Origin of the sequence: Chitinophaga sp. MM2321, assembly GCF_964033635.1 — a bacterium.
In the GTDB taxonomy this organism is placed as follows: Bacteria; Bacteroidota; Bacteroidia; order Chitinophagales; family Chitinophagaceae; genus Chitinophaga.
This window is the reverse complement of sequence record NZ_OZ035533.1, coordinates 3403942-3428825: the sequence shown is the minus strand read 5'-3', so window position 1 is coordinate 3428825 and position 24884 is coordinate 3403942. Positions and strand designations below refer to the sequence as shown.

The following is a 24884-nucleotide window of genomic DNA, read 5'->3' as shown; positions in this document are numbered from 1 at the left end:
CATGAGAAAGATAATATTATTATATGCCTTCATGGCAATAGTGGTCAGCGGCTGTATGAAGGAGGAGGGGAAGTATGATAACAACCCCAACACGCCCTCGGTAGTGCCGCCCGGGCTTATTCTGCCCAAGCTTATCCAGGATGTTTTTTACCAGGGTAGCCCCAATGAGCTCATGTATCCACAGCAGTACATGGTGCTATGGTTAATGGATGATAACAACCAGTTGTATAACTGGGGAAGATCCGGGCTGGGAGAGTATGATATCATCCGGCAAACGGAGAAACTGATCACGGAGGCCAACCGCTACGAGGCTAAAAATTACCTGGCATTAGCCAGATTTTTCAGGGCCTATTCCTTTATTACCATGAGCCTGAAAGTGGGCGATATTCCATACAGTGAAGCAGGAAAAGCGTCCGATGGAATATTTGCACCGGCGTATGATTCGCAGGAAGCTGTTTTTGCCGGCTGTCTGCAGGAACTGGAAGAAGCCAATGAAATGCTCAACGCACAAAACGGAGAGCTGACCGGTGATATCCTGTATGGTGGTAATATCCTGAAGTGGAAGAAACTGATCAACTCCTACCGGTTGCGGGTACTGATGCATCTCTCCCTGAAAACAGGGAACCAGCGGTTGAAAGTGATAGACCAGTTCAGGAGTATCTATACAAATAAGGAGAAATATCCTATCATAGAAAGTAATGGGGAAATGGGTGCGCTGGCCTTTATTGACAGGCCCGGCAACCGTTATCCTACTTATGGGTTTAACTACCTTACTACGGAGACAAGAATGTGTAAAACATTCACGGATCTGCTGAAGACCAACCGTGATCCCCGTTTGTTTACATTGGCGGAGCCCATGAAAGATAAGCCAGCCGGCGAATTTGATTCATACGATGGTATACCTGCCAATATAGCGGTAACGGAGATGAAAAAATATGAACAGCAAACTTCGCATATCCATAAACGTTATATCAACAATCCCGTGAATGAACCCTACGCCATGGTTACTTATGCAGATGTAGAACTGGTACTGGCAGAAGCTGCCTTCCGCGGTTGGATTGCTACAGATCCTGCTGATCATTATTACAAAGGTATACGAGCGTCCTGTGCCGCTGATGGCGTACCAGCTTCCGATGTAGACGATTTTGTGAGCAGCCTGCCGGTGAAATTTGATCCCGCAAAGGCATTGCAGCAAATCAATACACAGCGGTACATTGCCTATTTTATGAATAGTAAATATGAATCCTATTATAACCACAGAAGAACAAGGGTGACCGGTTTTAATCCGTCATTAAACGATAATGTGCCGTTGGGATATCCTGCTTATGTAATAGGGCCTGCCAACAAGAATAACGGGCGTATTCCGCTCCGGTGGATGTATTCACAGAATGAGCTGGATAATAATACAACCCATGTACAGGAGGCTATTAAAGCACAGTACGGAGAAGATGAGATCAACAAAAGTATGTGGTTGTTAAAGCCGGAATAAGACATTCATGACATTTACCTGTAAAATTTTCAATTGTATGAAGATTGGCACCTTGTTTATCGCCAGCCTGCTCATTTGCAGGCTGGCTGCCGGTCAGGAAAAGGGCGCAACACTGCCCGCCTGGAAGGAAGGTTACCTGGATATTCATTTTATCAATATTGGTGAAGGCGGCAATGCCAGTTTCCTGGTAATGCCGGATGGCACCACCATGCTAGTAGATATCGGCGATATGAAGATTGCTCCGGATGCAAAGGAGATCATACATATTAAGGCCAACCGCGAAAAGACAGTGCCGGAACTGGTAGAGAAGTATGTCCGCCAATTCCATCCTGATACTAAAAAACCGGTGATTGATTATGCGCTGATCACCCATTTTCATAGCGATCATTTCGGAGAGATCCATGATTCAGCCAATATATCAACCAAGGGAAAATACAACCTGTTCGGTATAACAGCACTGTACGACAAGATCCCTTTCGGTACCATGATTGACAGGGCTTACCCGGATTATAATTTCCCTAATGACCTGGCGGTGGCGGATAAATCCATCGGAGAATACATCAAATTTGTGCGTTACCAGGTGGGCGCCGGCCACATGCAGGCACAAAAATTTAAGGTAGGGGTTGCTGATCAGCTGGTATTGAAAAAGAAGCCGGCTGCTTATCCCGGTTTCTCTATCCGTAACATTTGCGGTAACGGCGTGATCTGGACCGGAGAGAAGGAACTCACTACCAGCATTATTCATCCTTCTTCTTTTGCGGGTTCTCCCATTCCGAATGAAAATCACCTGAGCAATGGGATGAGGATCAGCTATGGCAACTTTGATTACTTTACAGGAGGCGATTTGCCGGGATATAAATGGCCTTACTCCGCTGCGTGGGACGATGTAGAATCGCATGTAGCGCCGGTGATAGGACCAGTGGATGTAGCCTGTTTCAATCACCACGGATGGCTGGATGCGCAGAATGAGTTCTATGTGAGAACAGTTCGCCCAAGGGTATGGGTAGGACAGGTATGGCATGCTTCACAACCGGGAGAGGAAGTCCTCTACAGGGTAGCTTCTACCGTTTTATATCCGGGACCAAGGGATGTGTTTACGACAAACATGCATGACGCCAATTTCCGGATCCAGGATTTTCTAATTGAAAAGGTGTGCAAAGCCACCTACGGACATATTGTAGTGCGGGTAGCACCGGGCGGCAAAACGTACAAGGTGGTTGTACTGGACCCCGATGATGCACAGTATAAGGTAAAGAGTGTGTTTGGTCCGTATGAATCACGGTAAGGTGTAGCATACGATTGATGGCAGTTTATAGCAGGCTCCGGGTCATTGTACCCGGAGCCTGTTTTATTTATAAAATTTCTAAAGCGCCTTTTATTATCTTGGTTATCCAAACTGCTCATATATGCGCCGGTCTTTTTTACTCGTTATCATCTGTCTTTTTGTTATTGCTCCTGCCAAGGCACAGGATATGGTTGCCAGGGCCGGTAAATTTATCCGCCTCCTGGATAAGGACCAGCAGGCTAAAACATTGTATCCTTTTGATACCGGCGAACGCTATCATTTTTCTTATGTACCCCGGGACGACCGGAAAGGGATTTCCATGAATGAGCTGAATACCGCACAGCGAAAGGCGTTCATAGACCTGTTAAAGATGGCTTTAAGTGAGGAAACGGTTAAAAAGGTAAACGACATTATGCAGCTGGACCTTGTTTTAAAAGAGTTGGAGCATCGCCCCGCTGATGATCATTACCGGGACCCCGGTAAATATTTTATTACCTTCTTTGGTATTCCGGCGGCCAATAATATCTGGGGCTGGCGGTTTGAAGGTCATCATGTAGCTTTTAATTTTTCTGCCGATAAAAATGAACTGGTGGCAGGTACCCCCGCTTTTCTGGGAGCAAATCCCGCTATTGTACTCGACTGGCCGCAAAAAGGAAAAGAAGTATTGAAAGAAGAAACAGATAAAGGATTTGCATTATTGCATGCGCTAAAGCCGGAGGAATTACAAAAAGCGGTGATCGCTGATAAAGCGCCCGCTGAAATTATTACTGCCACCAGCAGAAAAGCCATGATTGATCATCCTTCCGGCCTTCGCTTCCAGGAAATGAGTCCGGCTAACCAGCAATTGTTACTGGGGCTCATCAATCTATATGTAAACCGCTTTACCAAACTATTTGCCAGCAGTATGCTCAAAGACATACAAAAGGCGGGTCTCGACAGCCTTTGGTTTACATGGGCAGGTTCTACGGAACATGTACTCGGCAAACCCTATTACTACCGCATACAAGGGCCTACTATCATTATTGAATACGATAACTCGCAAAACAACGCCAATCATATTCATACCGTTGTACGTGATCTTAAAAATGACTTCGGCGGCGATCTGTTGCTGGAACATTACAAGGCGGCACATTGATCATTATTATCTCCCCCGGTTCTTCATCTCCCTGGATAATCGGTTGTTCATAATTGAACAATGTTTGTGTCAGAACCGAACAGCAAAACATATTTTGTCTATATAATTTATTGATTAATAAATTATTAGATGATGGCATGGTATTAATTGACCAGGTGCTATCAAGGGATTACAAAGATGTTCAGCAATTATTTAAAAATCACCTGGCGGAACCTGGTTCGCAATAAAATATTTTCTGCTATTAATATTGCAGGACTTGCCCTCGGCATGACCAGCAGTCTGCTGATTATACTCTGGTTGCATCATGAGCGTAGTATAGATGGCTTTCATGTAAATGGTAAATATCTATACCAGGTATATGAACGCCAGTATTACGATGGAAAAATAGAAGCCAGTTATCCGACACAGGGGTTACTGGCCGAAGAATTGAAAAGGGTTATTCCGGAAGTGCAATATGCCAGTGGTCTGGAATACGCATCAACAGCCGATGGCAGCAATACCTTTGAAGTTGGTGATAAGATCTATAAGATGAACGGATACTTTGCAGGTGCTGATTTTTTCAGCATGTTCAGTTATCCTTTGTTGCAGGGAAAAGCGGAAACAGCATTGAACCTGTCATCAGGAATTGCTATTTCCCGGAAAATGGCCACCTATTTTTTCGGGGGCCCGGAAGCCGCTATCGGGAAAATGATCCGCTATGACAACAAAGACGACCTGCAGGTGACCGCTGTTTTTGAAGACCTGCCAGCCACTTCTTCGCAGCAGTTTGATTTCCTGAGAAGCTGGTCCGCTTTTGTAAAAGAAAATAAGTGGGTACACAACTGGGGAAACACATCTCCGGCTACGTTTATACAACTACGTAAGGAAGCCGATCCGGTGAAAGTAGCCGCCAAGATTAAAGATTTCATCTACAGGTATACAACAAAAGTGGAAGGAGCTGTTACGGAATTGGATTTGCAACCTTATCCGGAAAAATACCTGCATGCCATCTTTAAAAATGGCCAGGTTGCCGGTGGCCGTATTGAATACGTACGCCTGTTTACACTGGTGGCTGTTTTTATCCTGCTTATCGCCTGCATCAATTTCATGAACCTGGCCACTGCACAATCGGCGAAACGCGCTAAAGAAGTAGGGTTGCGTAAGGTGGTGGGCGCTGCCCGCTCATCGCTGATCGGTCAGTTTATCGGGGAGGCCATGCTGCTTACTTTCGTCGCTATTATTATCGCGGTTGTTTTAACTATGTTGCTCTTACCTGCTTTCAATAACCTTACAGGAAAACAATTAGCCCTACCCGTTACACAGCCGGGTTTCTGGGCAGCTTTGATTGGACTGCTGGCGGTTACAGGGTTTGTAGCCGGTAGTTATCCTGCGCTGTTCCTTTCCTCACTCAATCCGGTACAGGTGTTAAAAGGCAGTTTGAAATCCGGCTTGGGCGCCACTTATTTCCGCAAGGGGCTCGTTGTTTTTCAGTTTTCACTTACCATCATACTGATGGTAAGCATGATCGTGATCTACCGGCAGATGGATTATATACAGACAAAAAATCTTGGTTATGACCGGGAGAACCTGGTATATATTCCGATTGAAGGCGATCTGGTAAAAAAGTATGACCTGTTTAAAGAAGAAGTCGGTGCCATGAATAGTATTCTCAGCGTTTCAAAAATGAGAAATACCCCTACGATTATTGAGCATCATACAGGAGATATTAGTTGGCCGGGGAAAGAAGCCAGCCAGGTGGTATCATTTGCAGATGGTGTGGTAGGATACGATTTTGTAAAAACCATGAAGCTGCAATTAATCGATGGGCGCGATTTCTCTACTGCCTTTGGTACGGATTCTACAGGTTTTTTATTGAATGAAACTGCCGTAAAGCGCATGGGTTATCAGCAACCCATCGGTCAATCAATAACATGGGGAAGGCACCAGGGACAAATCATCGGCGTGCTTAAAGATTTTCATTTCAATTCTATACACCAGGTCATTGATCCACTGATTATCCGCCTGGATGAAAGCTGGTCATGGGGAACGATCCTCGTTCGTACTCGGAAAGGCAGGACCAAAGAAGCACTGGCCGGATTGGAAAAGATCTGTAAAAAATTGAATCCAAAATTTCCATTCACCTACCAGTTTTCTGATCAGGAGTATACACGGCTGTATAAAAGCGAACAGGTAGTGAGTAAGCTCTCCAATTACTTTGCATTCCTCGCTATTTTTATTTCCTGTCTTGATTTGTTTGGCCTGGCCACATTTACAGCAGCACAACGTACCAAAGAAATTGGTGTACGGAAAGTACTCGGCGCATCTGTGCCTGATATTGCAGCGATGTTATCCAACGACTTCCTGAAGCTGATTGTTATCGCCCTGCTGGTGGCATTTCCTGTTGCCTGGCTTGCTATGAATGAATGGCTGCAACACTTCGCCTACAAAATTAAAATTGAATGGTGGATGTTTGCACTGGCAGGTATAGCAACCATTTTTATCGCCTTGCTGACCGTCAGTTATCAAAGTATAAAGGCTGCCTTACTAAATCCGGTAACGAGCCTGAAAATGGAATAGTTTTTTGCATCCTTGTAACTGATCATTAAATGTAGTAAATTACAGTAACGCTTTTTCATGCAAGGACTGCGCTTCATTCAATATAGATCCGTGTTTATGAAGCATCTTCTCTTTTTTCCTGTCTTTTTCTTACCCATACTGCTTGCAGCGCAAACAGTTGTCACCATGAAAATTGATGGTAATATTAATCCTGTTGCCGCATCATTTATTCATAGGGGAATTGCAATGGCTGCTACAGAAAAGGCGGAATGCCTGGTTATTTATCTCAATACTCCCGGTGGCTTACTAAAATCCACCCGGGTGATTGTCAGTGATATACTTACGTCTCCGGTGCCTGTTGTTGTATATGTAGCGCCTGCGGGGGCAAGTGCGGGATCGGCCGGTGTTTTTATCACGATGGCTGCAAATATCGCCGCAATGGCGCCAGGCACCAATATCGGCGCCGCGCATCCGGTTGGTATAGGACAAGGTGATACTACCATGCAGGAGAAAGTAACCAATGATGCCGCAGCCTTTATCAGGGCTATTGCAGAAAAACGGAACCGCAACGGGCAGTGGGGAGAAGAAGCGGTGCGTAACAGTCGTTCCATTACTGAAAATGAAGCCCTTGAGCAGAAGGTGACAGACCTCGTTGCACCGGATTTGCAGTCGCTCCTGCAACAGATTGACGGAAAAACCATTGAACTGCCTTCGGGAACAGTTACACTTCATACAAAATCGTCAAAAATAATATCCCTGGAGATGGGAATGGGAGAAAAAGTACTGGATGTACTCAGTGATCCTAATATCGCCTATGCTTTGATGTTGCTGGGCTTTTTTGGTGTTTTATTTGAGCTGTATAATCCGGGCGCCATTCTTCCGGGTATTGTTGGTGCCATCTCGCTGGTACTCGCATTTTATTCTTTGCATACGCTGCCGGTCAATTACGCCGGGCTGGCACTGATCGTATTCGCTATCATCCTGTTTTTACTGGAAATAAAAATTGTCAGTCATGGCTTGTTAGCTATTGGCGGCGCGGTTTCCCTCTTATTAGGCTCTATGATGCTGGTGCCTGCGGACCCGGGTTTCAATGTGGTGACTATTTCCCGCAGTGTTATCATCTCTTCTGTTTTTATATCTACCTTATTTTTCCTTGTTGTACTTGGGTTTGGACTGAAAGCACAACGGGCAAAACCTGTTACAGGTATAGAAGGATTGTTGGGAGATATAGGCGAATCATTGGATGAACTGAATCCGGTGGGCAGGGTGCGGGTGCATGGAGAAACGTGGAATGCGGTAGCCACTACCGGTAAGATAGCGATAGGTGAAAAGGTGCGCGTAGTAGAAATTAATAATCTTGAACTGACAGTAGAACCAGTATAACTGATTTTTAAATTAATGCTCATGCAAAATATCACGGTATTTTCTTTAGTTATTTTCTTTTTTGTGTTGATCATACTCGCCAACTCTATCAGGATTCTGCGCGAATATGAACGGGGCGTGGTTTTCCGGTTGGGACGATTAGGTACAAATGGTGTACGCGGGCCGGGGCTTATTCTCCTTATCCCACTGATCGACAAGCTGGTGAAAGTGAGTTTGCGTACGGTGGTGATGGACGTGCCTCCGCAGGATGTGATCACGCAGGACAACGTTTCTGTTAAAGTAAATGCAGTTATTTACTTCCGCGTTATTCAGCCGGAGAAGGCTATTGTGGAAGTGGAGAATTTTCTCGTGGCTACTTCCCAGCTTTCGCAAACAACGTTGCGGAGTGTATTGGGACAATCAGAACTGGATGACCTGTTGTCACAACGTGATAAGATCAATCATAAATTGCAGCAGATCATTGATTCCAATACAGAGCCATGGGGAATTAAAGTATCTAATGTGGAAGTAAAACAGATTGACCTGCCACAGGAGATGCAGCGGGCGATGGCCAAGCAGGCCGAAGCTGAAAGGGAACGCCGTTCAAAAGTGATTGCTGCTGAAGGTGAGTTCCAGGCTTCACAACGACTGGCAGATGCCGCCGGGATTTTAAGCAGCGAACCCAGTGCGCTGACGCTGCGGTATCTGCAGACACTGCGCGAGATCGCCACAGAAAAGAATTCTACGACTATTTTCCCGATCCCGATTGATTTGCTGAAACCATTCCTGGATCATTATAAAGATAAGAAGGAGTAGACAGCAGGCTATGCTGTCAACGGCTCTTTTGTCTTACATTATATCAGCACAAAAACCTGCATCCAGTGCAGGTTTTTGTGCTGATATAATGTAAACTGATTATTTACCTACAGTATTGGCTACACCCCTGAAATAGCCCGTTGATTCTGCAATCCCTGCCAGTGGGTCATTCATGTCTTTTTCAAATTCTATGCTGCACACGCCCTGGTATTTGATTTTCTCCAACGCCTTTATCAATGCTGCAAAATTTATGATCCCTCTTCCTATCTCTATTGCTTTACCATCTTTGGCAGCCAGTGTAACATCTTTTATATGGAGATCAAAAACCCTGTTTTTGTATGATGACACTACTTTTGCAGGATCTTCACCGGCCCTGGTGGCATGACCGATATCAAGACAGATACCCATTCTTGCATCCCTGTTTTTGATGTGGTCGTATGCATTTTTAGCACCGGGATAAAGGGCATCTTCCGGACCATGATTATGAATAGCCAGCCGTATATTATAAGCCTTTACTTTTTCTTCTGTATAGTCCAGTAAATCGGGATTGGGTACGCCTATTATTAAAGGAACGCCTACTTTTTTAGCGTACTCAAAAGCTTCATCCACGGCCTGTTTTGATTTCATATAAATCACGCCTACCGTGTATACCTTGATGCCGGCAGCGGAAAACTTCGCCAATACCTCGCGGATCTTTTCCGGACTGCTGTTTAAAGGCAGATGCATATCTTTTACAGAGATATACTTAATATTTACCCGGTTCATGATTTGGATCGCCTGATCTAAATCCACCTTGGCAAAGGTATATCCCGCTATTCCTACCGCCAGTTGTGATTTTTCATCTTTATAATTATTACTGCTGACCGCACTGGCTGCAAATGGTGAAATAGTGGTGGCTGCTATACCCAGCGTGGCCTGGAGCAGGAAGTTTCTTCTTGAAGACATATGTTTAATAGATTAGTTGTACGCTGAAATGTTACCGGTATCGGCAACCATTACCTAAGATCTCTAAAAAAAATCAATTTTTCAGATGAAATTTCAAACTGAAATCAGGATGGTCATTATCATGCACACAGATCCGGTTTCAAACATTTTGTCCGGAACCGAACATTTTTTAAATAGCGAAATTTTGTAAATAATTGATTTTAAATAACTTATGACTGGCATCCGTCTTGGAACAACCTGGTTCTAAAATAAATGCATGGACAAGTCAATTGAAGCAGAAGTAACCGCCCGGCGAAACAAAAAAAGATACCTCACCGCATTTTTAGTAGCGGTGGTACTCATCGGGGGAATAGGGTTACTTCGTTCATTCTTCAAATCTTCTCTCGCAAAATCTGCTATTACTACTGCTATTGTTGAAAGAGGGAACGTTGAAAATACGATCACTGCAACAGGGCTTGTGCTACCGGAATTCGAAGAAATCATTACCAGTCCGATCAATGCCTCTATTCAAAAAGTGTTATTGGACGCAGGAAGCGAAGTGAAAACAGGCGTATCTGTTATCGTGCTGGATAAAGCGGCCACCCAGCTGGCATATGAAAACCTGAAATTTCAGCTGGAATCAAAACGAAATAATATTAAAAAACTGAAGCTGGAACTGGATAAAAGCTTTTATGACCTGCAATCTAATAACGACATCAAACAGTTGCGTATAAACAGCCTGGAGGCAGCTGTGGAAAATGCCAGAAGGTTGTATAAGGCTGGTGGTGGTACCAGGGAAGATATAGAACGGGCAGTCATGGATCTAAAAGTGGCGCAGCTGGAAAAGAAGCAACTGGAAAATGAAATTACCAGCAAGCAACAAACCATGCAGGTAGAAATGCGGGAGTCGGAAATTGCGGCGCAGATACAACAGAATGATTTACGCGAATTGGAGCGTAAGCTGCAACAGGCAGATATTGTAGCCAGTCGTAGCGGCGTGGTTACCTGGGTAAATAAAAATATAGGGGCCGCCATCCGGGAGGGCGATCCCCTGGTACATATTGCGGACCTGGGCAGTTTTAAGGTAACAGGAAGTATCTCCGATAACTATATTGATCAGTTGCATAGTGGACTCACGGCGATTGTAAGGATCAATGAAACACAACTGCGGGGAACCGTTGTAACGGTATACCCATCCATACAAAATGGTATTGTATCCTTCGATATACAATTAAATGAACGGAATAATAAATTGCTCCGGCCTAATATGAAAGTGGATGTATACCTGGTAACTTCTACCCATAATAATGTAATGCGGGTAGCCAACGGACCCGCATTTAAAGGCGCCGGCGTACAGGATATTTTTGTGTTGAATAATGGAAAAGGAGAGCGGAGAACAGTACACATCGGCATGTCGAATTTTGATTATGTAGAGTTAATGGATCACGTAAAGCCGGGTGATGTGGTGATTACTTCAGACATGAGTGCCTATAAGAATGTGAAAGAGATCGTGATTAATAAATAAAGAGATGAATCCAAAAACGCTATATTTTACTTTTTCCATGGTCCTGTTTTTTGGGGAGATATTTGCCATGCCACTCAACGATACTATGCGGCTCTCCCTGCCGGAGGTAGTAGCCATGGCCAGGGAGCGATCCATTGCATCCAAACAGGCCACTACTGTGAAAGAAACGAAGTACTGGGAATGGCGTACTTACCGTTCCAATTATCAGCCGCAGTTATCGCTGAGCGGCACTTTGCCGGGCTACAATAAAACATTCACACAGGTATTGCAGCCGGATGGCACCATTTTATTTCAACCTATTCATAATAATAATTCCAATCTGGACCTGTCTTTCAGTCAGAGTATTGCCGCCACCGGGGGAACTGTTTTCGGAACTACACAGCTGCAACGGTTTGATGATTTTGATCGTAACAATACCTTGTATAATGGTGTGCCATATGGGATAGGCTACAGCCAGCCGTTATGGCAATTCAATGCACTGAAGTGGGATAAAAAAATAGCGCCACTGAAATTTAATGAAAGCAAGCAGGCTTTTATTGAATCGATGGAACAGATTTCCATCACGGCCAGCGGCTATTTCTTCGACCTGTTGCTGGCGCAGGTGAACCTGCAGATAGCAGCCACCAATCTTGCTAATACGGAAAAAATCCTGATCATTGCCAATGAAAAACTGGAACTTGGGAAGATATCAAAAAATGAAATCCTCCAATTGCAGCTGGAACAACTGAAAGCAAAAAAGGCGGTTGGCATAGCCGGGCGTGATATGCAGATTGCCACGCTGAACCTGCGCTCATATACAGGACTGACAGACAAAGACAAAGTATTGCTTGAATTGCCCGCCACTACTATTCATATGGAAGTTGCATCAGATAAAGTGCTGGCTGAAGCCTATGCCAACAGGTCTGACGCCATTGCCTTTGCACGGCGTGTTGCCGAAGCGCAGCGGGATGTGGCCAAAGCAAAAGGCGACAATGGCATCAATGCTACATTAACTGCACGGCTGGGATATTCAAAGAGTGCGGCAGTGTTATCAAAAGTGTATGATCATCCGCAGGACCAGCAACTGGTAGAGCTGGACTTTACCATTCCTATCCTGGATTGGGGCAGGTCTAAATCCAGGGCGCAAACAGCCAGGGCCAACCTTAAATTTACACAGTATGCAGTGGAACAGGACAAACAGATCTTTGCACAACAGATCGTAACGCAAGTAACGTTGTTTGATATGATGCGCGACCAGGTGGGACTTACAGCTGATGCCGACAGCATCGCCTCAGAGAAATACCAGATTGCCAAAGACCGGTATGTGTTGGGGAATCTGAGCATTACAGACCTGAGTATTGCATTCCAGGAAAAGGATCAGGCCAAGCGGGATTATATCGCTGCCCTGCGCGATTTCTGGGGGGCTTACTACCAGTTGCGTTACCTGTCGCTATATGATTTTGAAAAAAATGAAAGGATTGTTTACAGATAAATTCACCGTTAAATGATACCCACACTATGATACGTTTACAAAATATCGAAAAAGTATACCGTACCGATACCGTTGAAACACTGGCGCTCAACAGCATTAACCTGGATGTAGAGAAAGGGGAATTCCTTTCTGTGATGGGACCTTCGGGCTGTGGCAAAAGCACGCTGTTAAACATGATGGGATTGCTGGATATTCCTACGAGAGGAGAAATAAAAATCGACGATCAGCAAACAGGTCATTTAAAAGATAAAGAGCTGGCGCATTTCAGAAATAAGAAACTGGGTTTCATCTTTCAGAGCTACCACCTGATCAATGACCTGAATGTATTGGATAATGTGGAATTGCCTTTACTCTACCGGCCCGGCAGCGCCAGGGAAAGAAAGGCGCTGGCATTGGCAGCACTGGAAAAAGTAGGATTGAGCAACCGGGTAAAACATTTCCCTACACAGCTATCCGGCGGACAAAAACAGCGCGTCGCCATTGCGAGGGCTATTGTAGGGGTACCCGAAATCATTCTGGCAGATGAACCGACCGGTAACCTGGATAGCGCCATGGGCAACGAAATAATGGACATCCTTATTCACCTGAACAAATCGGAAGGCACCACTATCGTGATGGTTACACATGATGAAATCATGGCAAAGAAAACGCATCGCCTGGTAAGATTGTTTGACGGATCACAGGTGCAATAATCACCGGATATAAACCAATATCTATGCTTAGAAATTATTTTAAAATAGCCATAGCCGTTTTGCGCAGAAGGAAATTCTTCACCTTCATCAGTTTGTTCGGGATCAGTTTTACCCTGACGATATTGATTGTGCTGACCGCATTCCTGGACAAGGTGCTGTATGACAAATATCCCGACCGGAAAAGGGACCGCTCACTATACATCAGTGGTATAGAACAAAGAGGTAAGAATGCGAGGAATGGAAGTGCGGTGTCTTTCTATTTTTTAGACCATTATGCGGGAAGTTTAAAGACCCCAGTTAAAGTGGCCATCTCCTCCAGGTTTCAAGGAACCAATACCTATGTAAACAATAAAAAAATAGCGATCAATTTCAAATATACGAATGCCGCTTATTGGGATGTACTGGAGTATGAATTTCTGGAAGGTAAGCCTTTTACCCAACAGCAGATAGAGAATGGCGAACATGTGACGGTCATATCGGAAGATATCAAAAAAGAATATTTTGGAGATATACCCACTGTCGTTGGTAAGTATATAGAAGCCGATAACGTACAATACCGGGTGAGTGGGGTGGTGAAAAATGTGCCTGTAACGACTTATATGTTGTACAGCGATATTTATCTGCCTTATACTGTTTCAAAAGCTGATTACAATAGCAGGTCCTATCAGGGCGATTATACCGGCATCCTGTTGGCCGCTTCAAAAGCAGATGTGCCGGCGATGCGCGAAGAATATAAGCATATGATAGACCGGCTACCCATGAGTAGTAAGGAGTATGACCGGATATACAGCCGTGCAGCCCCGTTTATCTCCGCTTACATGATAACGGGGGGTGAAGAAGGAGGCGGTCTTGCCATCGCACTGGCAATAGTTGGCGGCTTTGTTTTGTTGATCATGTTACTTCCTACCCTCAACCTGGTAAACATCAACATCACCCGCATCATGGAACGGTCTTCAGAGATCGGTGTGCGGAAAGCATTTGGCGCATCTTCCGGTACATTGGTTTATCAGTTTATCGTTGAAAATATCATCCTTACTTTATTGGGTGGACTGATAAGTCTTGTGCTATCATTCATTGCTATCCATACGCTTAACAGTGCCAACCTGATTGCCAATCTTGATCTTTCATTGAATTTTACGGTATTGGGCATTGGCTTGTTAACGTGTTTGCTTTTTGGGCTGCTATCCGGCGTATACCCCGCCTGGCGTATGTCGAGATTGAGTGTCATCAACGCTTTAAAGGCATCATAGCATCCATTCACTATTTAATCAATAAATAATGTTCAAGCATTTATTTAAACTGATCTGGAACAAAAAAAAGCAAAACTTTTTATTGATGTCTGAGATGCTCGTCTCCTTCATGGTCATTTTTGCGGTATTTACGATGCTCGTATTTTACTATCAGAATTATAGGAAGTTGCGGGGTTTTGAATATGAAAATGTGTGGGCGGTTAGTTATAATAATCCGTCACAAAGCAATAGGGCAGACTCTCTGACCCTGTTTTATGACCTCGTAAGACAGGGCTTGATAGCCTTGCCGGAGGTAAAGGAGATCAGCTTTTCCACTAATAATATTCCTTTTTCGATCAATACGATGCAGGTAGGGGCAGGCTATAATAATAAACAGGTGACTGGTGTGAACTATTTTGTTGTACAGGATAGTTATAAGGATGTCTTGAATATGACCATGCTGGAAGGGCGATGGTTTGGTAAGCAGGATGTTTTTTTTAAAACGACCCCTGTTGTGATTAATGAAAGTTTGAAGGAATCGCTTTTTGGTAACACCAGGGCGGTGGGCAAACTATTGGATGATGGAACGAAGCACGTGATCGGCGTAGTAGCAGATACCAAGTTCAAAGGTGATTATGTTACGCCCGGTACCGCTATTTTCTACAGGGCTGATAGTACCAGTATCTCCCAGTTGGGACATATACTGGTACGGGTTATCCCCGGCGCAGATGCTGCATTTGAAGCGCGTTTGTATAAAACAATGGCAGGTATCATGAAGAATGCAAATATTGAAATTGAACATTTGACCAACAAAAGAAAAGACATTAATAATTTCGCCCTGATACCAATGATCATACTTTTAATAGTGGCCTGCTTCCTGGTGATTAATGTAGCATTGGGATTATTTGGGGTGCTCTGGTATAATATCAACAAAAGAAGGGGGGAAATCGGTTTGCGCCGGGCGGTCGGTGCTTCCGGGAAAGCCGTATGGGGACAACTGGTAGCAGAGTCGCTTATCCTGGCTACCCTGTCATTGTTGATCGGGTCTTTCTTTGCCATTCAGTTCCCTTTGTTGAATGTATTTGATTTGCCCGCCAGTGTGTATGTAATAGCACAGATTTTGGCCATATTGTTCATATATTTGTTAGTACTGTTTTGTTCATTATACCCCGGAAAGCAGGCGGCTGCTGTTTATCCGGCTGTAGCACTGCATGAAGATTAAACATTATGATATTAATAATTGACGACGATATAGCAGTAAGGGCATCCCTGCAATTCCTGCTGGAAAAGGAAGGATACACGATTGCGGCTGCGGACTCACCTGCAGCCGCTTTGGATGTATTACAAACGGCAGCTGTTTCACTGATCATCATGGATCTCAATTTTTCCATTGATACCTCAGGCGTGGAAGGAATGCAGTTGCTGGTAGCAATAAAAAAAACGTACCCGGGTATCCTGGTTATTCTTATTACCGGCTGGGCTACTATCCAGCTGGCTGTACAGGGGATGAAACTGGGCGCCAATGACTTCATTAACAAGCCATGGAACAACGATTACCTGCTGCAATCTATCCGGACACTTTTAAACCTGCGGGATAAAAAGACAGAACAACTTAACCGGCAGAAGATCGATAGCCGCTATAATTTTCAGCATATTATCGGGCAGGATAAAGGTATGCTGGAAATCCTGGAAACCATCGGGCGTGTAGCCCCTACAGATGCGGCGGTATTGATAACCGGAGAAAGCGGTACCGGTAAAGAATTGATTGCGGAAGCAATCCATCAGAACAGTATGCGGAGTAACAAGCCGTTTATTAAAGTGAACCTGGGAGGTATTTCCACTTCGTTGTTTGAAAGTGAAATGTTCGGGCATGTACGCGGCGCTTTTACAGATGCGCGCGTGGATCGCATCGGGCGTTTTGAAATGGCCAACAAGGGCACCATCTTTTTAGACGAAATCGGCGACCTGGATGCCGGCAGCCAGGTAAAACTGCTGCGGGTGTTACAGGACCGCACCTACGAAGTACTGGGTAGCAGTCGCACAAAAATGGTGGATGTACGCGTCATTTGCGCTACTAACCGCAACCTTGACGAGATGGTGAGCAAAGGGCTTTTTCGGGAAGACCTCTTATATCGTATCAATCTCATTAGTGTAAAGCTCCCGGCATTAAGAGAGCGGCCCAAAGACATTCCGCTGCTGGTTGATTTTTTTGTGAAGAACCTTAAAGAAATCTATAAACGGCCTTCCTTATCTGTAAGCCCCGAAGCGATTAAATGGATGGCGCAGTTGCCTTTGCCCGGCAATATCCGGCAGTTCAAAAACCTCGTGGAGCGTACGATCCTGGTAAGCCAGCGGGATCACCTGGATGTAGCAGATTTTCAGTTGCAGCTGGCATCAACATCCGGCAGAAAGGGCAGCATGCAACTGCCTGAAGTGGGAACACTCACATTGGAAGAAGTAGAAGTGCTGATGATAAAAAAAGCCATGGAGTTTCACCGGAATAAGATCTCCAGGGCAGCGATATCATTGGGCTTGACAAGAAGTGCCCTGTACCGGCGATTAGACAAATACAACATACCTTACGATGAAGCTGCGGACTAAATACCTGTTATTTGTCATCCTGTTGCACTTGGTTACACTGGTGTTGTCTTTTTTTATCTTCAAAGAAAGCAAGCTCCTTTTTATTGCCAGTGAGGTGATAGTCATCTTTTCTTTGTGGGTATCCTGGAGCCTGTACCGGGAGCTGATCAAACCACTTAAATTTTTGCTACAGGGAGTGGATGCCATTAAAGAGCGCGACTTCAACGTACGGTTTGTACCTACCGGTAAATATGAAATGGACCTGCTGATTGATGTATATAACCAGATGATTGATCAACTGAGAACAGAACGGACCAAACAGGAACAACAGCACCTGTTCCTGGAGAAGCTCATCTATACATCTCCCACCGGTATTATTATTCTCGATTATGATGATATTATCCGGCAGGTAAATCCAACAGCATTACAATTGTTGGGGGGTGAAGAAAAAATGTTGACAGGCCAGCTTATCAGTGACCTGGATCATCCGGTACTGCAACAGATCATCAAACTGAAATCCGGTGAGTCAGTCACCATTACCCTGAATGGTATTAATACCTATAAGTTACAGAAATCGCATTTTATTGACAGAGGTTTTTCCCGGCATTTTATCATGATCGAGGAGTTAACAGCAGAAATACTGGCGGCAGAAAAGAAAGCGTATGGTAAAGTGATCCGGATGATGGCGCATGAAGTGAACAATACCATTGGCCCGGTTAATTCCATTCTTCAGGCGGTATTAAAATCGCAGGAACAGGTAGCGGGCAATGATGATCAACTCCTGCAAAATACTTTACAGGTGGCTATTGACAGGAATTATAACCTTAATTCATTCATGCGGAATTTTGCAGATGTGGTAAGGTTACCCGAGCCTGTCCGCAGGGAAATCGATCTCCGGCGGCTGGTATTGCATGTTGGTCAGCTGATGGAAATGAAAGCCGGGGAAAAGGAGATCCATTTTGAATTTGAGGTGCCGGAGTGGCCCTTCTTTATTTACGCGGATCAGCAACAAATGGAGCAGGTACTGATCAATATTATCAGGAACGGCATGGAAGCGATCACGCATAATGGCAGCATTTTATTTACCATCAACCAGCAGCACAAAGAGCTGGTTATTACAGACTCCGGTCATGGCATAGCTGCCTCGGTAGCTGATCAGCTTTTTAGCCCTTTTTTCAGTACAAAGAAGGACGGGCAGGGGATAGGATTGACCCTGGTAAAAGAGATCCTGCTGAACCATGGTTTTGAATTTTCGTTGAAAACCCCCGCTGGTGGCAATACTGCATTTATAATCCGGTTTTAATACCCCTTTTACTTTTATGCTGGTTGAACAAATTACTGTCGTTATTTGTAGTAATTATGTCAACAAAAGTTTTGCTATTTACTTCACATTGATCTGTTTTCATTTTTAATCATGTGTATAATACCCTGCGATCACATTCATTGCAGTTAAACAGGGCTATGTCTTATACACGACACAGCCGTTCCTAAGCATAAACTAATTAGTAATCATCGACTTTAAACGTTTTCTTTTTTAGTGATGCAGGAATTAGCACAGATGGAAGGTGAAGCATAAGTTGTTTCTGAGGGAAGCCGGCGTACACAGCACTAACCGTTTTGTGTTTTAACCGCTGGCCTCCCTTACAACAACTGGAAACAGATCGCTTACCAACACCTTACGCAATTCTATTTATTATGAAAGCTACATTGCATCTGCTAACTCCGTTTATTACACTCTTTTTACTGGTACCCTTCTATACACAGGCACAGGTTGATCTTGGTGTAAAGGCGGGGCTTAGTATCCCGAACTTAACATCCGGTTCTTCCGCAAATCCTATTAATAGCGGGTATAGCTCAAGGTTAGGGCCCGACTTTGCTATCCATGCAGAATTTCACCTCACAGATCAGTTTTCTATTCAGCCACAACTGGAATACTCTTCACAAGGCGGACAAAAAGACGGGAAGCAGGCATTCAGCGTGCCAGCGGAAATGGTTCCTCTCTTTCCACCGGGACAAGTACCGCAGTATCTGTATGCCAACTATAAAAGCACGGCGAAAATCAATTACCTGATGTTGCCGGTGCTGGCAAAATATCATATCCCCCTGGGAGGAAACTGGGATTTTTATGTAGCCGCTGGCCCCTTTGTGAGCATCGTGGTAAGTGCAAAAAATGTAACAAGTGGCACCAGCTCTATTTACCTGGACGAACAACAAACCCAGGCGCTTCCAACCGGACCGCAGTCATTTGACAAAGAGGTAGACATTAAGGACGAATTGCACAAAGCTAATTGGGGGGTAGACGGCCATGTAGGATTTGCCTATAAGTTTGGCCGCAGTAGTGTGTTTATTGAAGGCGGTGGCAATTACGGTTTTGTAAATATTCAGAAGAATGATGTAAATGGCAAGAACAATACCGGTGCTGGTGTGGTAGTGCTGGGGTATGCTTTTCAAATTTGCCAACGTAAATAAACGAAGTTGCGAAAATACAGTTTTTGTCAGATAAAATAGTATTAGGCTGATTAATAACTAACACCTAGTTTTAATCATTCAATATTTATATGATTTCTTCCTTATTTACCAGGTTGGCAGGCGGTGATGCCGAGAAAGCATTGGAAGAACTTCACCATGGCTATTTTCACGCGCTTTTCAGGTTTGTATATGCCATCGTGCGTTGCAAAGAAACATCGGAAGAGATCGTGAATGATGTTTTTATTACGCTATGGAAAAGAAGGGCTAAACTGGCTGATATTACTAATCCCGAAGTTTATTTATTTGTCTGTGCTAAAAATGCGGCACTGAAATACCTGCAATCGAAACGTATTACCTATACTGATCTGGACGAGCTGCCAGACTTCTCTTTAAAGCTGGAAAGGAACCCCGAAGAAATTTTAATTTCTTCCGAAATGCTACTCCACATCAATAAAACCATTGACCAGCTACCCCCTAAATGCAAAATGATCTTCTTACTGGCTAAACAAGACAACCTTAAATACCGGGAGGTGGCGGAAGTGCTGCAGTTGTCGGAGAAAACGGTTGAAAACCAGCTGGTAATAGCACTCAAGAAGATTAGTAATGCCATTCCTTTTTATATGGCTGCAGCCCGCAAAAAATAATTTTTACATCCTTTGGTGGTATTTACTGCTTTATGGTATCCTATATATCAGAAGAGCACATTAAGTTATGATAGCTGACAGGATCTGGCAATTGCTGGCAAAAAAAATAAACGGGGAACTTGAACCGGAGGAATCAGCCGAATTAAATACACTGATCGTACAAAATCAGGAACTATTCCGGTTGCATGAACAGTTGGCGGGTATCCGCGATCTGAGTGTAGCGCCTGTTGGTGACAAGGCTGCACAGGAGAGAAGCCTGGCTGCCATCAAAGCAAGGCTGGGCGAAACGGACGACACCGCGCCGGAGGAAGTGGCTATACCTGAAACAACCACACTACGCCTGCATATGCGCAGATGGCTGGCTGCTGCGGCTGTATTCCTGGTACTGCTTACAGGTGGCGCCTTTTATTTATTATCAGGCAGGGGAGATGACTCCGCTGAAAGAACTGCCGGCACAGCATTCAATGAAATTTCCACTACCGGCGGATCAAAGAGCCGGGTGAATCTGCCTGACGGCACTTTTGTTATTGTGAATGCACAAAGTAAGTTGAGATATAATAAGGATTTTGGTAAAAAATCCCGCGAAATATTCCTGGAAGGGGAAGCCTATTTTAATGTACAGAAGAATGCAGAAATGCCGCTGGTCGTGCATTCGGGCAATGTGGATGTAATTGTAACCGGTACTATATTCAATGTAAGGGCTTATCCCGGGGATGATGTAGTGGAAGCCTCCCTGTTGCAGGGCGCTATCGCGGTGATGCCTCATGGAGATCCGGAAAGAAAGATCATTTTAAGACCCGATGAAAAAATTATCATCGGCAATAAAAAAGCTATCTCCTCCGCCAATAAAAAAGGTTACCTGGTAGAAAGTCAGGAAGAACGGATGGTGATCACTAAAATAAAACATCAGCCAACAGACAGCCTCGTTGCTGAAACAGCATGGATAGAAGATAAGATGCTGTTTAATGCCACACCCTTTGAAGAAGTAGCCAAACGCATGGGAAGATGGTACAATGTATCTGTTACCATTAATGATTCCACACTGAAATCTATGCCGCTGACGGGATCTTTCGAAAAAGAAGACCTCACAGAGGCACTGGAAGCCTTACGTATGCTGGTTCCATTTAATTATACGATTGTAGACAGACAGGTAACTATCAGCAGATAACCTCTTTTAAATCTACCGGTGAAAATCCGGTCAGTGAACGACTATTATCAACCATAAAATCCATCGCACCGTTATGAAGTAAGCAAAAAAATGCTGTAAAAAAAGGAAAGAGAGGTGCGCTAACACCTCTCCGAAAAAAGAATCCGGGTAGTTTAAGGGACTACCCTATTATTCCATTTGTCAATATGAAGGTATGAAATTAAAAAAGACTTCGCTAATCAGCGGGAAGCTGCGCTATTCCCGTAAATGGTTATTTATTATGAGAACAGCAGCTATTGCGATGACTATTATCTCGCTGCATCTGTCTTCCTGGGCATTTTCTCAAAAGAAGATTACCCTATCTGCCCGGCAATTACCCCTGAAGACGATGTTAAGCAAGATCCAGGAGGTATCGGCATATCGTTTTTTGTATACAGACAGTGAGCAGTTTGCCAACAGGAAAGTAAGTATTACAGCAAAGGATGCCAGCCTGGAAGAGGTGCTCAACCAGTTGCTGGTGAATACAAAGTACACCTACAATATCACCAGTAATGACCTGGTGGTGATTACTCCGGCGCCTGAAGCAGTGATGAAAACGGTGAAAGGTATGGTGCAGGATGCTAAAGGACAACCGCTGGTGAATGTAAGCGTACAGGTGAAAGGTACCACCAGGGGAGCTTTTACAGATGAAACCGGACACTTTTCCTTTTCGGCAGGTGAAGGGGAAGTGCTGTTGTTTTCTATGGTAGGATACGAATCCCGCGAGTGGAAGATCGTAGGCGATAATGATATCATTATTACCTTAAAAGCCACTGTCAGTAATCTGAATGAAATGGTGGTGGTAGCCTATGGCTCCACTACTAAAAGATTACTCACAAATGCGGTATCTACGGTGCCCATGAGCAAGGTGGCAGCCATTCCTACGGCTTCTATCAGTGATGGACTGGGAGGCCGGGTACCCGGACTTTTTGTTACTTCCACTACCGGCGCTCCGGGTGCGAAAAGCAAAATCTCCATCCGTGGTGGCGGCACCCCCTTGTTTGTAATTGACGGTTTTATCCGTTCACAAAATGATTACGAAAATCTGAACCCGAATGATATTGAAAGCTACTCAGTACTGAAAGATGCAGAAGCTACGGCTATTTATGGCGCCCAGGGCGGTAATGGCATTGTAGTGATTACCACCAAAAAAGGTGTTGATGGGAAAGTAAATCTCAATTATACCTTTAACCAGATGTGGTCCCAGCCAACCGTATGGCCGCAGAAAATGAGCTCCTATGATCATTTCTCCGCGCTGAACCAGGTGTATGTTAATGAAGGTAAGATGCCGCCAACTGCGGATAGCGTACTGGGTTATTATAAAGATCAAACCAAACCATTTCTGTATCCCAATACCGACTGGCGGAAATTTTCCATGCACCAGTTTGCACCGCAGCAACGTCATGATGTATCTATTTCTTCCGGTACCAAAACCCTCAAGTATTACGGGGGATTATCCTATTTTCACCAAGGCACGATTCTGAAAACAGACAACAACAAGAACGACCGGGTTACTTACCGTTTTAATGCAGAAAATTATTTTGAAAAGATAAAGCTGCGTTTACAAACTAACGTAGACGGCTATGTGGAAAACAATGTTCAGCCATTGTCCGCTACTGCCTCCAATTATTATGGCCTTTTCGGTCATATTCAGAACAATGGCCCCGGCAGGGCACCCCTGAATGAATTCGGGCTGCCTTATGGCGCCAGCGATAACCCGGCTATAGAACTGTCTCCTTTGTCCGGTTACAACAAGAACACCACCCGTTTATTCAATGGTATCCTGGGACTCGACCTGGAAGTACCGCATGTGGAAGGCCTGCACCTGAAAGGTAATGCCAACTATAGCATGTGGAATACCAACGGAAAAGGGTGGAGTGCATCTGCTCCTTCTTATGACCTGGGCAGCAAGGTGCCCGTTCCCGGTAATCCGCCTTCATTGACATCATCCGGTGGTAATGGCGCTATGGTCACCTTACAGGGCTTTCTGTCCTACGCAAAATCAATCGGTAATCACAACTTTGATTTCCTGGGTGGGTATGAACGGTCGCTCGCTGATACCGCCTATATGAATGCTACCCGTCAGAATTACCAGATCATCTATGACCAGTTTGTTGCCGGTCCAACGGTAAACCAGCTGGCAAGTGGTTCTGAAAAGAAGAATGTAAGAGCGGGTTATGTAGGCAGGATAAAATATAATTATGCATCAAAATATTTTTTAGAAGGAAGTATCCGTTACGATGCCTCCGACCTGTTTCCGCCGGATAGCCGCTGGGGAACATTCTATGCCTTCTCAGGTGGATGGATGTTGTCTGAAGAACATTTCCTGCATTTTTTAACAGACAACAAAATTGTTGACTTCCTGAAACTGCGCGGTTCTTATGGTGTTACCGGTACCTCCGATAATATTGCTCCGTTTGTATATGTACCCGGTTATAATGTAAATCCGAATGCGTGGGTAATTAATGGTATCCCGCAACAAGGTACTGCGGAAGGAGATCTGCCCAGCAGCAGCTTTTCCTGGTATTCTATCAGGAGCCGGAACCTGGGACTTGATTTCGCTACCCTGGATGAAAGATTAACCGGTAGTATCGATTATTTCTACATGCGCACCACCGGTTATGTACAACCGGATATCCGTTATGCGGCGCCGCTGGGCAAGCCATTGCCATTGATTAACTCCGATGCCGCCCGCCGCAGGGAAGGAGCGGAGTTTAATGTTTCCTGGAATGACAGGATAGGTGGTTTGCATTATCAGCTGGGTGTTAACTATTCCTACTATAACCAGTTATGGGAGAAATATCCCGGAGAAGATATTGCTTCACAGAAAAATCCGTATGCCCGTCAATCCGGTACCGATGACTCCTACAATACTACCGGTTATTACAACCTCGGTTATATCCAGTCCAACGACGAATTGCTGAATGGTCCGCGCCGCGTTAATTCCATCAATACAGTAGCCGGCGATTTAAAGTACCAGGACGTGAATGGCGATGGAAAGATAGACGAGAATGATATGCGGAGAATAGGTAACAACACTTTCCCGCATGTTAACTATGGCTTTACACTGGACCTCGATTACAAAGGGATTTTCCTGAATGCGGTTTTCATGGGTTCGGGTACGCGTGACCGTTACCTGGGCGATGTGATCCAGGGCTCTTCACCACAGGGTACGCTGATATATGATTTTCAGACGGATTACTGGACGCCTTCCAACAGGAATGCACAATACCCGCGCGCAGTGACCTCCAGCGGGGTAAATGGCAATAATAATTTTGAACTGAGCGATTTCTGGTTGCTGCACTCCAAATATTTCCGGTTGAAAAATATGCAGATAGGGTACGACCTGAAAGCCGGATACCTGAAAAAAGTAGATGCGATCAGCCAGTTTAAAATATTTGCTTCCGGCACCAACGTCTTTACAGTGGCTAAGAGTATGAAATATTTTATTGACCCGGAAAGTGAGCCCAATAACTACGATTATCCCATCCAGCGTACCTGGTCAGTAGGTGTTAACATCGGATTTTAATCTTAAAAAGGAA

Annotated in this window: 18 protein-coding genes; 17 read left to right on the top strand and 1 reads right to left on the bottom strand. The window is 44.6% G+C overall.

Going from position 1 to position 24884, the window contains the following annotated elements; all coding sequences use genetic code 11:
- Nucleotide 1: 1 nt before the first annotated feature.
- From ABQ275_RS13310 to ABQ275_RS13285, 6 genes are all read left to right on the top strand, one after another.
- The gene (locus tag ABQ275_RS13310) at nt 2-1489 is read left to right on the top strand and encodes a SusD/RagB family nutrient-binding outer membrane lipoprotein (protein WP_349313625.1); all 1488 of its coding nucleotides are present in this window, start codon (nt 2-4) and stop codon (nt 1487-1489) included.
- Nucleotides 1490-1526: 37 nt separating this feature from the next.
- The gene (locus ABQ275_RS13305) at nt 1527-2774 is read left to right on the top strand and encodes a hypothetical protein (protein ID WP_349313624.1); all 1248 of its coding nucleotides are present in this window, start codon (nt 1527-1529) and stop codon (nt 2772-2774) included.
- Nucleotides 2775-2895: 121 nt separating this feature from the next.
- Nucleotides 2896-3909 carry a DUF3500 domain-containing protein gene (locus ABQ275_RS13300; RefSeq protein ID WP_349313623.1) on the top strand — a complete coding sequence of 338 codons (1014 nt, stop codon included), beginning with the start codon at nt 2896-2898 and terminating at the stop codon, nt 3907-3909.
- Nucleotides 3910-4086: 177 nt separating this feature from the next.
- Nucleotides 4087-6465, top strand: coding sequence for an ABC transporter permease (locus ABQ275_RS13295; protein WP_349313622.1), 2379 nt, complete (start codon nt 4087-4089; stop codon nt 6463-6465).
- A 96-nt stretch (nt 6466-6561) separates the two neighbouring features.
- Nucleotides 6562-7827, top strand: a complete 1266-nt coding sequence (locus ABQ275_RS13290) for a nodulation protein NfeD (RefSeq protein WP_349313621.1) — start codon at nt 6562-6564, stop codon at nt 7825-7827.
- 21 nt (nt 7828-7848) lie between these two features.
- Complete coding sequence (locus tag ABQ275_RS13285) at nt 7849-8622, top strand: slipin family protein (protein ID WP_349313620.1); 774 nt, start codon at nt 7849-7851, stop codon at nt 8620-8622.
- A 99-nt stretch (nt 8623-8721) separates the two neighbouring features.
- Here the strand turns inward: ABQ275_RS13285 and ABQ275_RS13280 are convergent, their stop codons facing one another.
- Nucleotides 8722-9567: a sugar phosphate isomerase/epimerase gene (locus ABQ275_RS13280; protein WP_349313619.1), complete on the bottom strand. Its 846-nt coding sequence runs from the start codon at nt 9565-9567 to the stop codon at nt 8722-8724.
- A gap of 256 nt (nt 9568-9823) precedes the next feature.
- On the opposite strand from ABQ275_RS13280, the gene ABQ275_RS13275 reads away from it, so the two are divergent.
- The 11 genes from ABQ275_RS13275 to ABQ275_RS13225 all read left to right on the top strand — a co-directional run bounded on the left by ABQ275_RS13275 (nt 9824) and on the right by ABQ275_RS13225 (nt 24871).
- Nucleotides 9824-11071, top strand: coding sequence for an HlyD family efflux transporter periplasmic adaptor subunit (locus ABQ275_RS13275; RefSeq protein WP_349313618.1), 1248 nt, complete (start codon nt 9824-9826; stop codon nt 11069-11071).
- A 4-nt stretch (nt 11072-11075) separates the two neighbouring features.
- Nucleotides 11076-12542: a TolC family protein gene (locus ABQ275_RS13270; protein WP_349313617.1), complete on the top strand. Its 1467-nt coding sequence runs from the start codon at nt 11076-11078 to the stop codon at nt 12540-12542.
- A gap of 26 nt (nt 12543-12568) precedes the next feature.
- Nucleotides 12569-13234 carry an ABC transporter ATP-binding protein gene (locus ABQ275_RS13265; protein WP_349313616.1) on the top strand — a complete coding sequence of 222 codons (666 nt, stop codon included), beginning with the start codon at nt 12569-12571 and terminating at the stop codon, nt 13232-13234.
- Nucleotides 13235-13257: 23 nt separating this feature from the next.
- Complete coding sequence (locus tag ABQ275_RS13260; RefSeq protein ID WP_349313615.1) at nt 13258-14484, top strand: ABC transporter permease; 1227 nt, start codon at nt 13258-13260, stop codon at nt 14482-14484.
- Nucleotides 14485-14569: 85 nt separating this feature from the next.
- Nucleotides 14570-15685 (top strand): ABC transporter permease, encoded by a 1116-nt coding sequence (locus ABQ275_RS13255; protein ID WP_349313614.1) that lies wholly within the window; start codon nt 14570-14572, stop codon nt 15683-15685.
- 5 nt (nt 15686-15690) lie between these two features.
- A complete protein-coding gene (locus tag ABQ275_RS13250) occupies nt 15691-17064 on the top strand; it encodes a sigma-54 dependent transcriptional regulator (RefSeq protein WP_349313613.1) in 1374 nt (457 codons plus the stop codon).
- Nucleotides 17048-18346 (top strand): ATP-binding protein, encoded by a 1299-nt coding sequence (locus ABQ275_RS13245; RefSeq protein WP_349313612.1) that lies wholly within the window; start codon nt 17048-17050, stop codon nt 18344-18346. Before ABQ275_RS13250 ends, ABQ275_RS13245 begins: the two co-directional genes overlap by 17 nt.
- A gap of 392 nt (nt 18347-18738) precedes the next feature.
- Nucleotides 18739-19512 (top strand): porin family protein, encoded by a 774-nt coding sequence (locus tag ABQ275_RS13240; protein ID WP_349313611.1) that lies wholly within the window; start codon nt 18739-18741, stop codon nt 19510-19512.
- 89 nt (nt 19513-19601) lie between these two features.
- The gene (locus ABQ275_RS13235) at nt 19602-20156 is read left to right on the top strand and encodes an RNA polymerase sigma-70 factor (RefSeq protein WP_349313610.1); all 555 of its coding nucleotides are present in this window, start codon (nt 19602-19604) and stop codon (nt 20154-20156) included.
- A 67-nt stretch (nt 20157-20223) separates the two neighbouring features.
- The gene (locus ABQ275_RS13230) at nt 20224-21324 is read left to right on the top strand and encodes a FecR domain-containing protein (RefSeq protein WP_349313609.1); all 1101 of its coding nucleotides are present in this window, start codon (nt 20224-20226) and stop codon (nt 21322-21324) included.
- Between the two features lie 193 nt (nt 21325-21517).
- On the top strand, nt 21518-24871 hold the full coding sequence (locus ABQ275_RS13225) for a SusC/RagA family TonB-linked outer membrane protein (RefSeq protein WP_349313608.1): 3354 nt from the start codon (nt 21518-21520) through the stop codon (nt 24869-24871).
- Nucleotides 24872-24884 lie beyond the last annotated feature (13 nt).

Bases quoted from the DNA above. Each gene is read 5' to 3' on its own strand.
- ABQ275_RS13310 (WP_349313625.1), top strand. From the start codon at position 2: ATGAGAAAGATAATATTATTATATGCCTTCATGGCAATAGTGGTCAGC.
- ABQ275_RS13305 (WP_349313624.1), top strand. From the start codon at position 1,527: ATGAAGATTGGCACCTTGTTTATCGCCAGCCTGCTCATTTGCAGGCTG.
- ABQ275_RS13300 (WP_349313623.1), top strand. From the start codon at position 2,896: ATGCGCCGGTCTTTTTTACTCGTTATCATCTGTCTTTTTGTTATTGCT.
- ABQ275_RS13295 (WP_349313622.1), top strand. From the start codon at position 4,087: ATGTTCAGCAATTATTTAAAAATCACCTGGCGGAACCTGGTTCGCAAT.
- ABQ275_RS13290 (WP_349313621.1), top strand. From the start codon at position 6,562: ATGAAGCATCTTCTCTTTTTTCCTGTCTTTTTCTTACCCATACTGCTT.
- ABQ275_RS13285 (WP_349313620.1), top strand. From the start codon at position 7,849: ATGCAAAATATCACGGTATTTTCTTTAGTTATTTTCTTTTTTGTGTTG.
- ABQ275_RS13280 (WP_349313619.1), bottom strand. From the start codon at position 9,567: ATGTCTTCAAGAAGAAACTTCCTGCTCCAGGCCACGCTGGGTATAGCA.
- ABQ275_RS13275 (WP_349313618.1), top strand. From the start codon at position 9,824: ATGGACAAGTCAATTGAAGCAGAAGTAACCGCCCGGCGAAACAAAAAA.
- ABQ275_RS13270 (WP_349313617.1), top strand. From the start codon at position 11,076: ATGAATCCAAAAACGCTATATTTTACTTTTTCCATGGTCCTGTTTTTT.
- ABQ275_RS13265 (WP_349313616.1), top strand. From the start codon at position 12,569: ATGATACGTTTACAAAATATCGAAAAAGTATACCGTACCGATACCGTT.
- ABQ275_RS13260 (WP_349313615.1), top strand. From the start codon at position 13,258: ATGCTTAGAAATTATTTTAAAATAGCCATAGCCGTTTTGCGCAGAAGG.
- ABQ275_RS13255 (WP_349313614.1), top strand. From the start codon at position 14,570: ATGTCTGAGATGCTCGTCTCCTTCATGGTCATTTTTGCGGTATTTACG.
- ABQ275_RS13250 (WP_349313613.1), top strand. From the start codon at position 15,691: ATGATATTAATAATTGACGACGATATAGCAGTAAGGGCATCCCTGCAA.
- ABQ275_RS13245 (WP_349313612.1), top strand. From the start codon at position 17,048: ATGAAGCTGCGGACTAAATACCTGTTATTTGTCATCCTGTTGCACTTG.
- ABQ275_RS13240 (WP_349313611.1), top strand. From the start codon at position 18,739: ATGAAAGCTACATTGCATCTGCTAACTCCGTTTATTACACTCTTTTTA.
- ABQ275_RS13235 (WP_349313610.1), top strand. From the start codon at position 19,602: ATGATTTCTTCCTTATTTACCAGGTTGGCAGGCGGTGATGCCGAGAAA.
- ABQ275_RS13230 (WP_349313609.1), top strand. From the start codon at position 20,224: ATGATAGCTGACAGGATCTGGCAATTGCTGGCAAAAAAAATAAACGGG.
- ABQ275_RS13225 (WP_349313608.1), top strand. From the start codon at position 21,518: ATGAAATTAAAAAAGACTTCGCTAATCAGCGGGAAGCTGCGCTATTCC.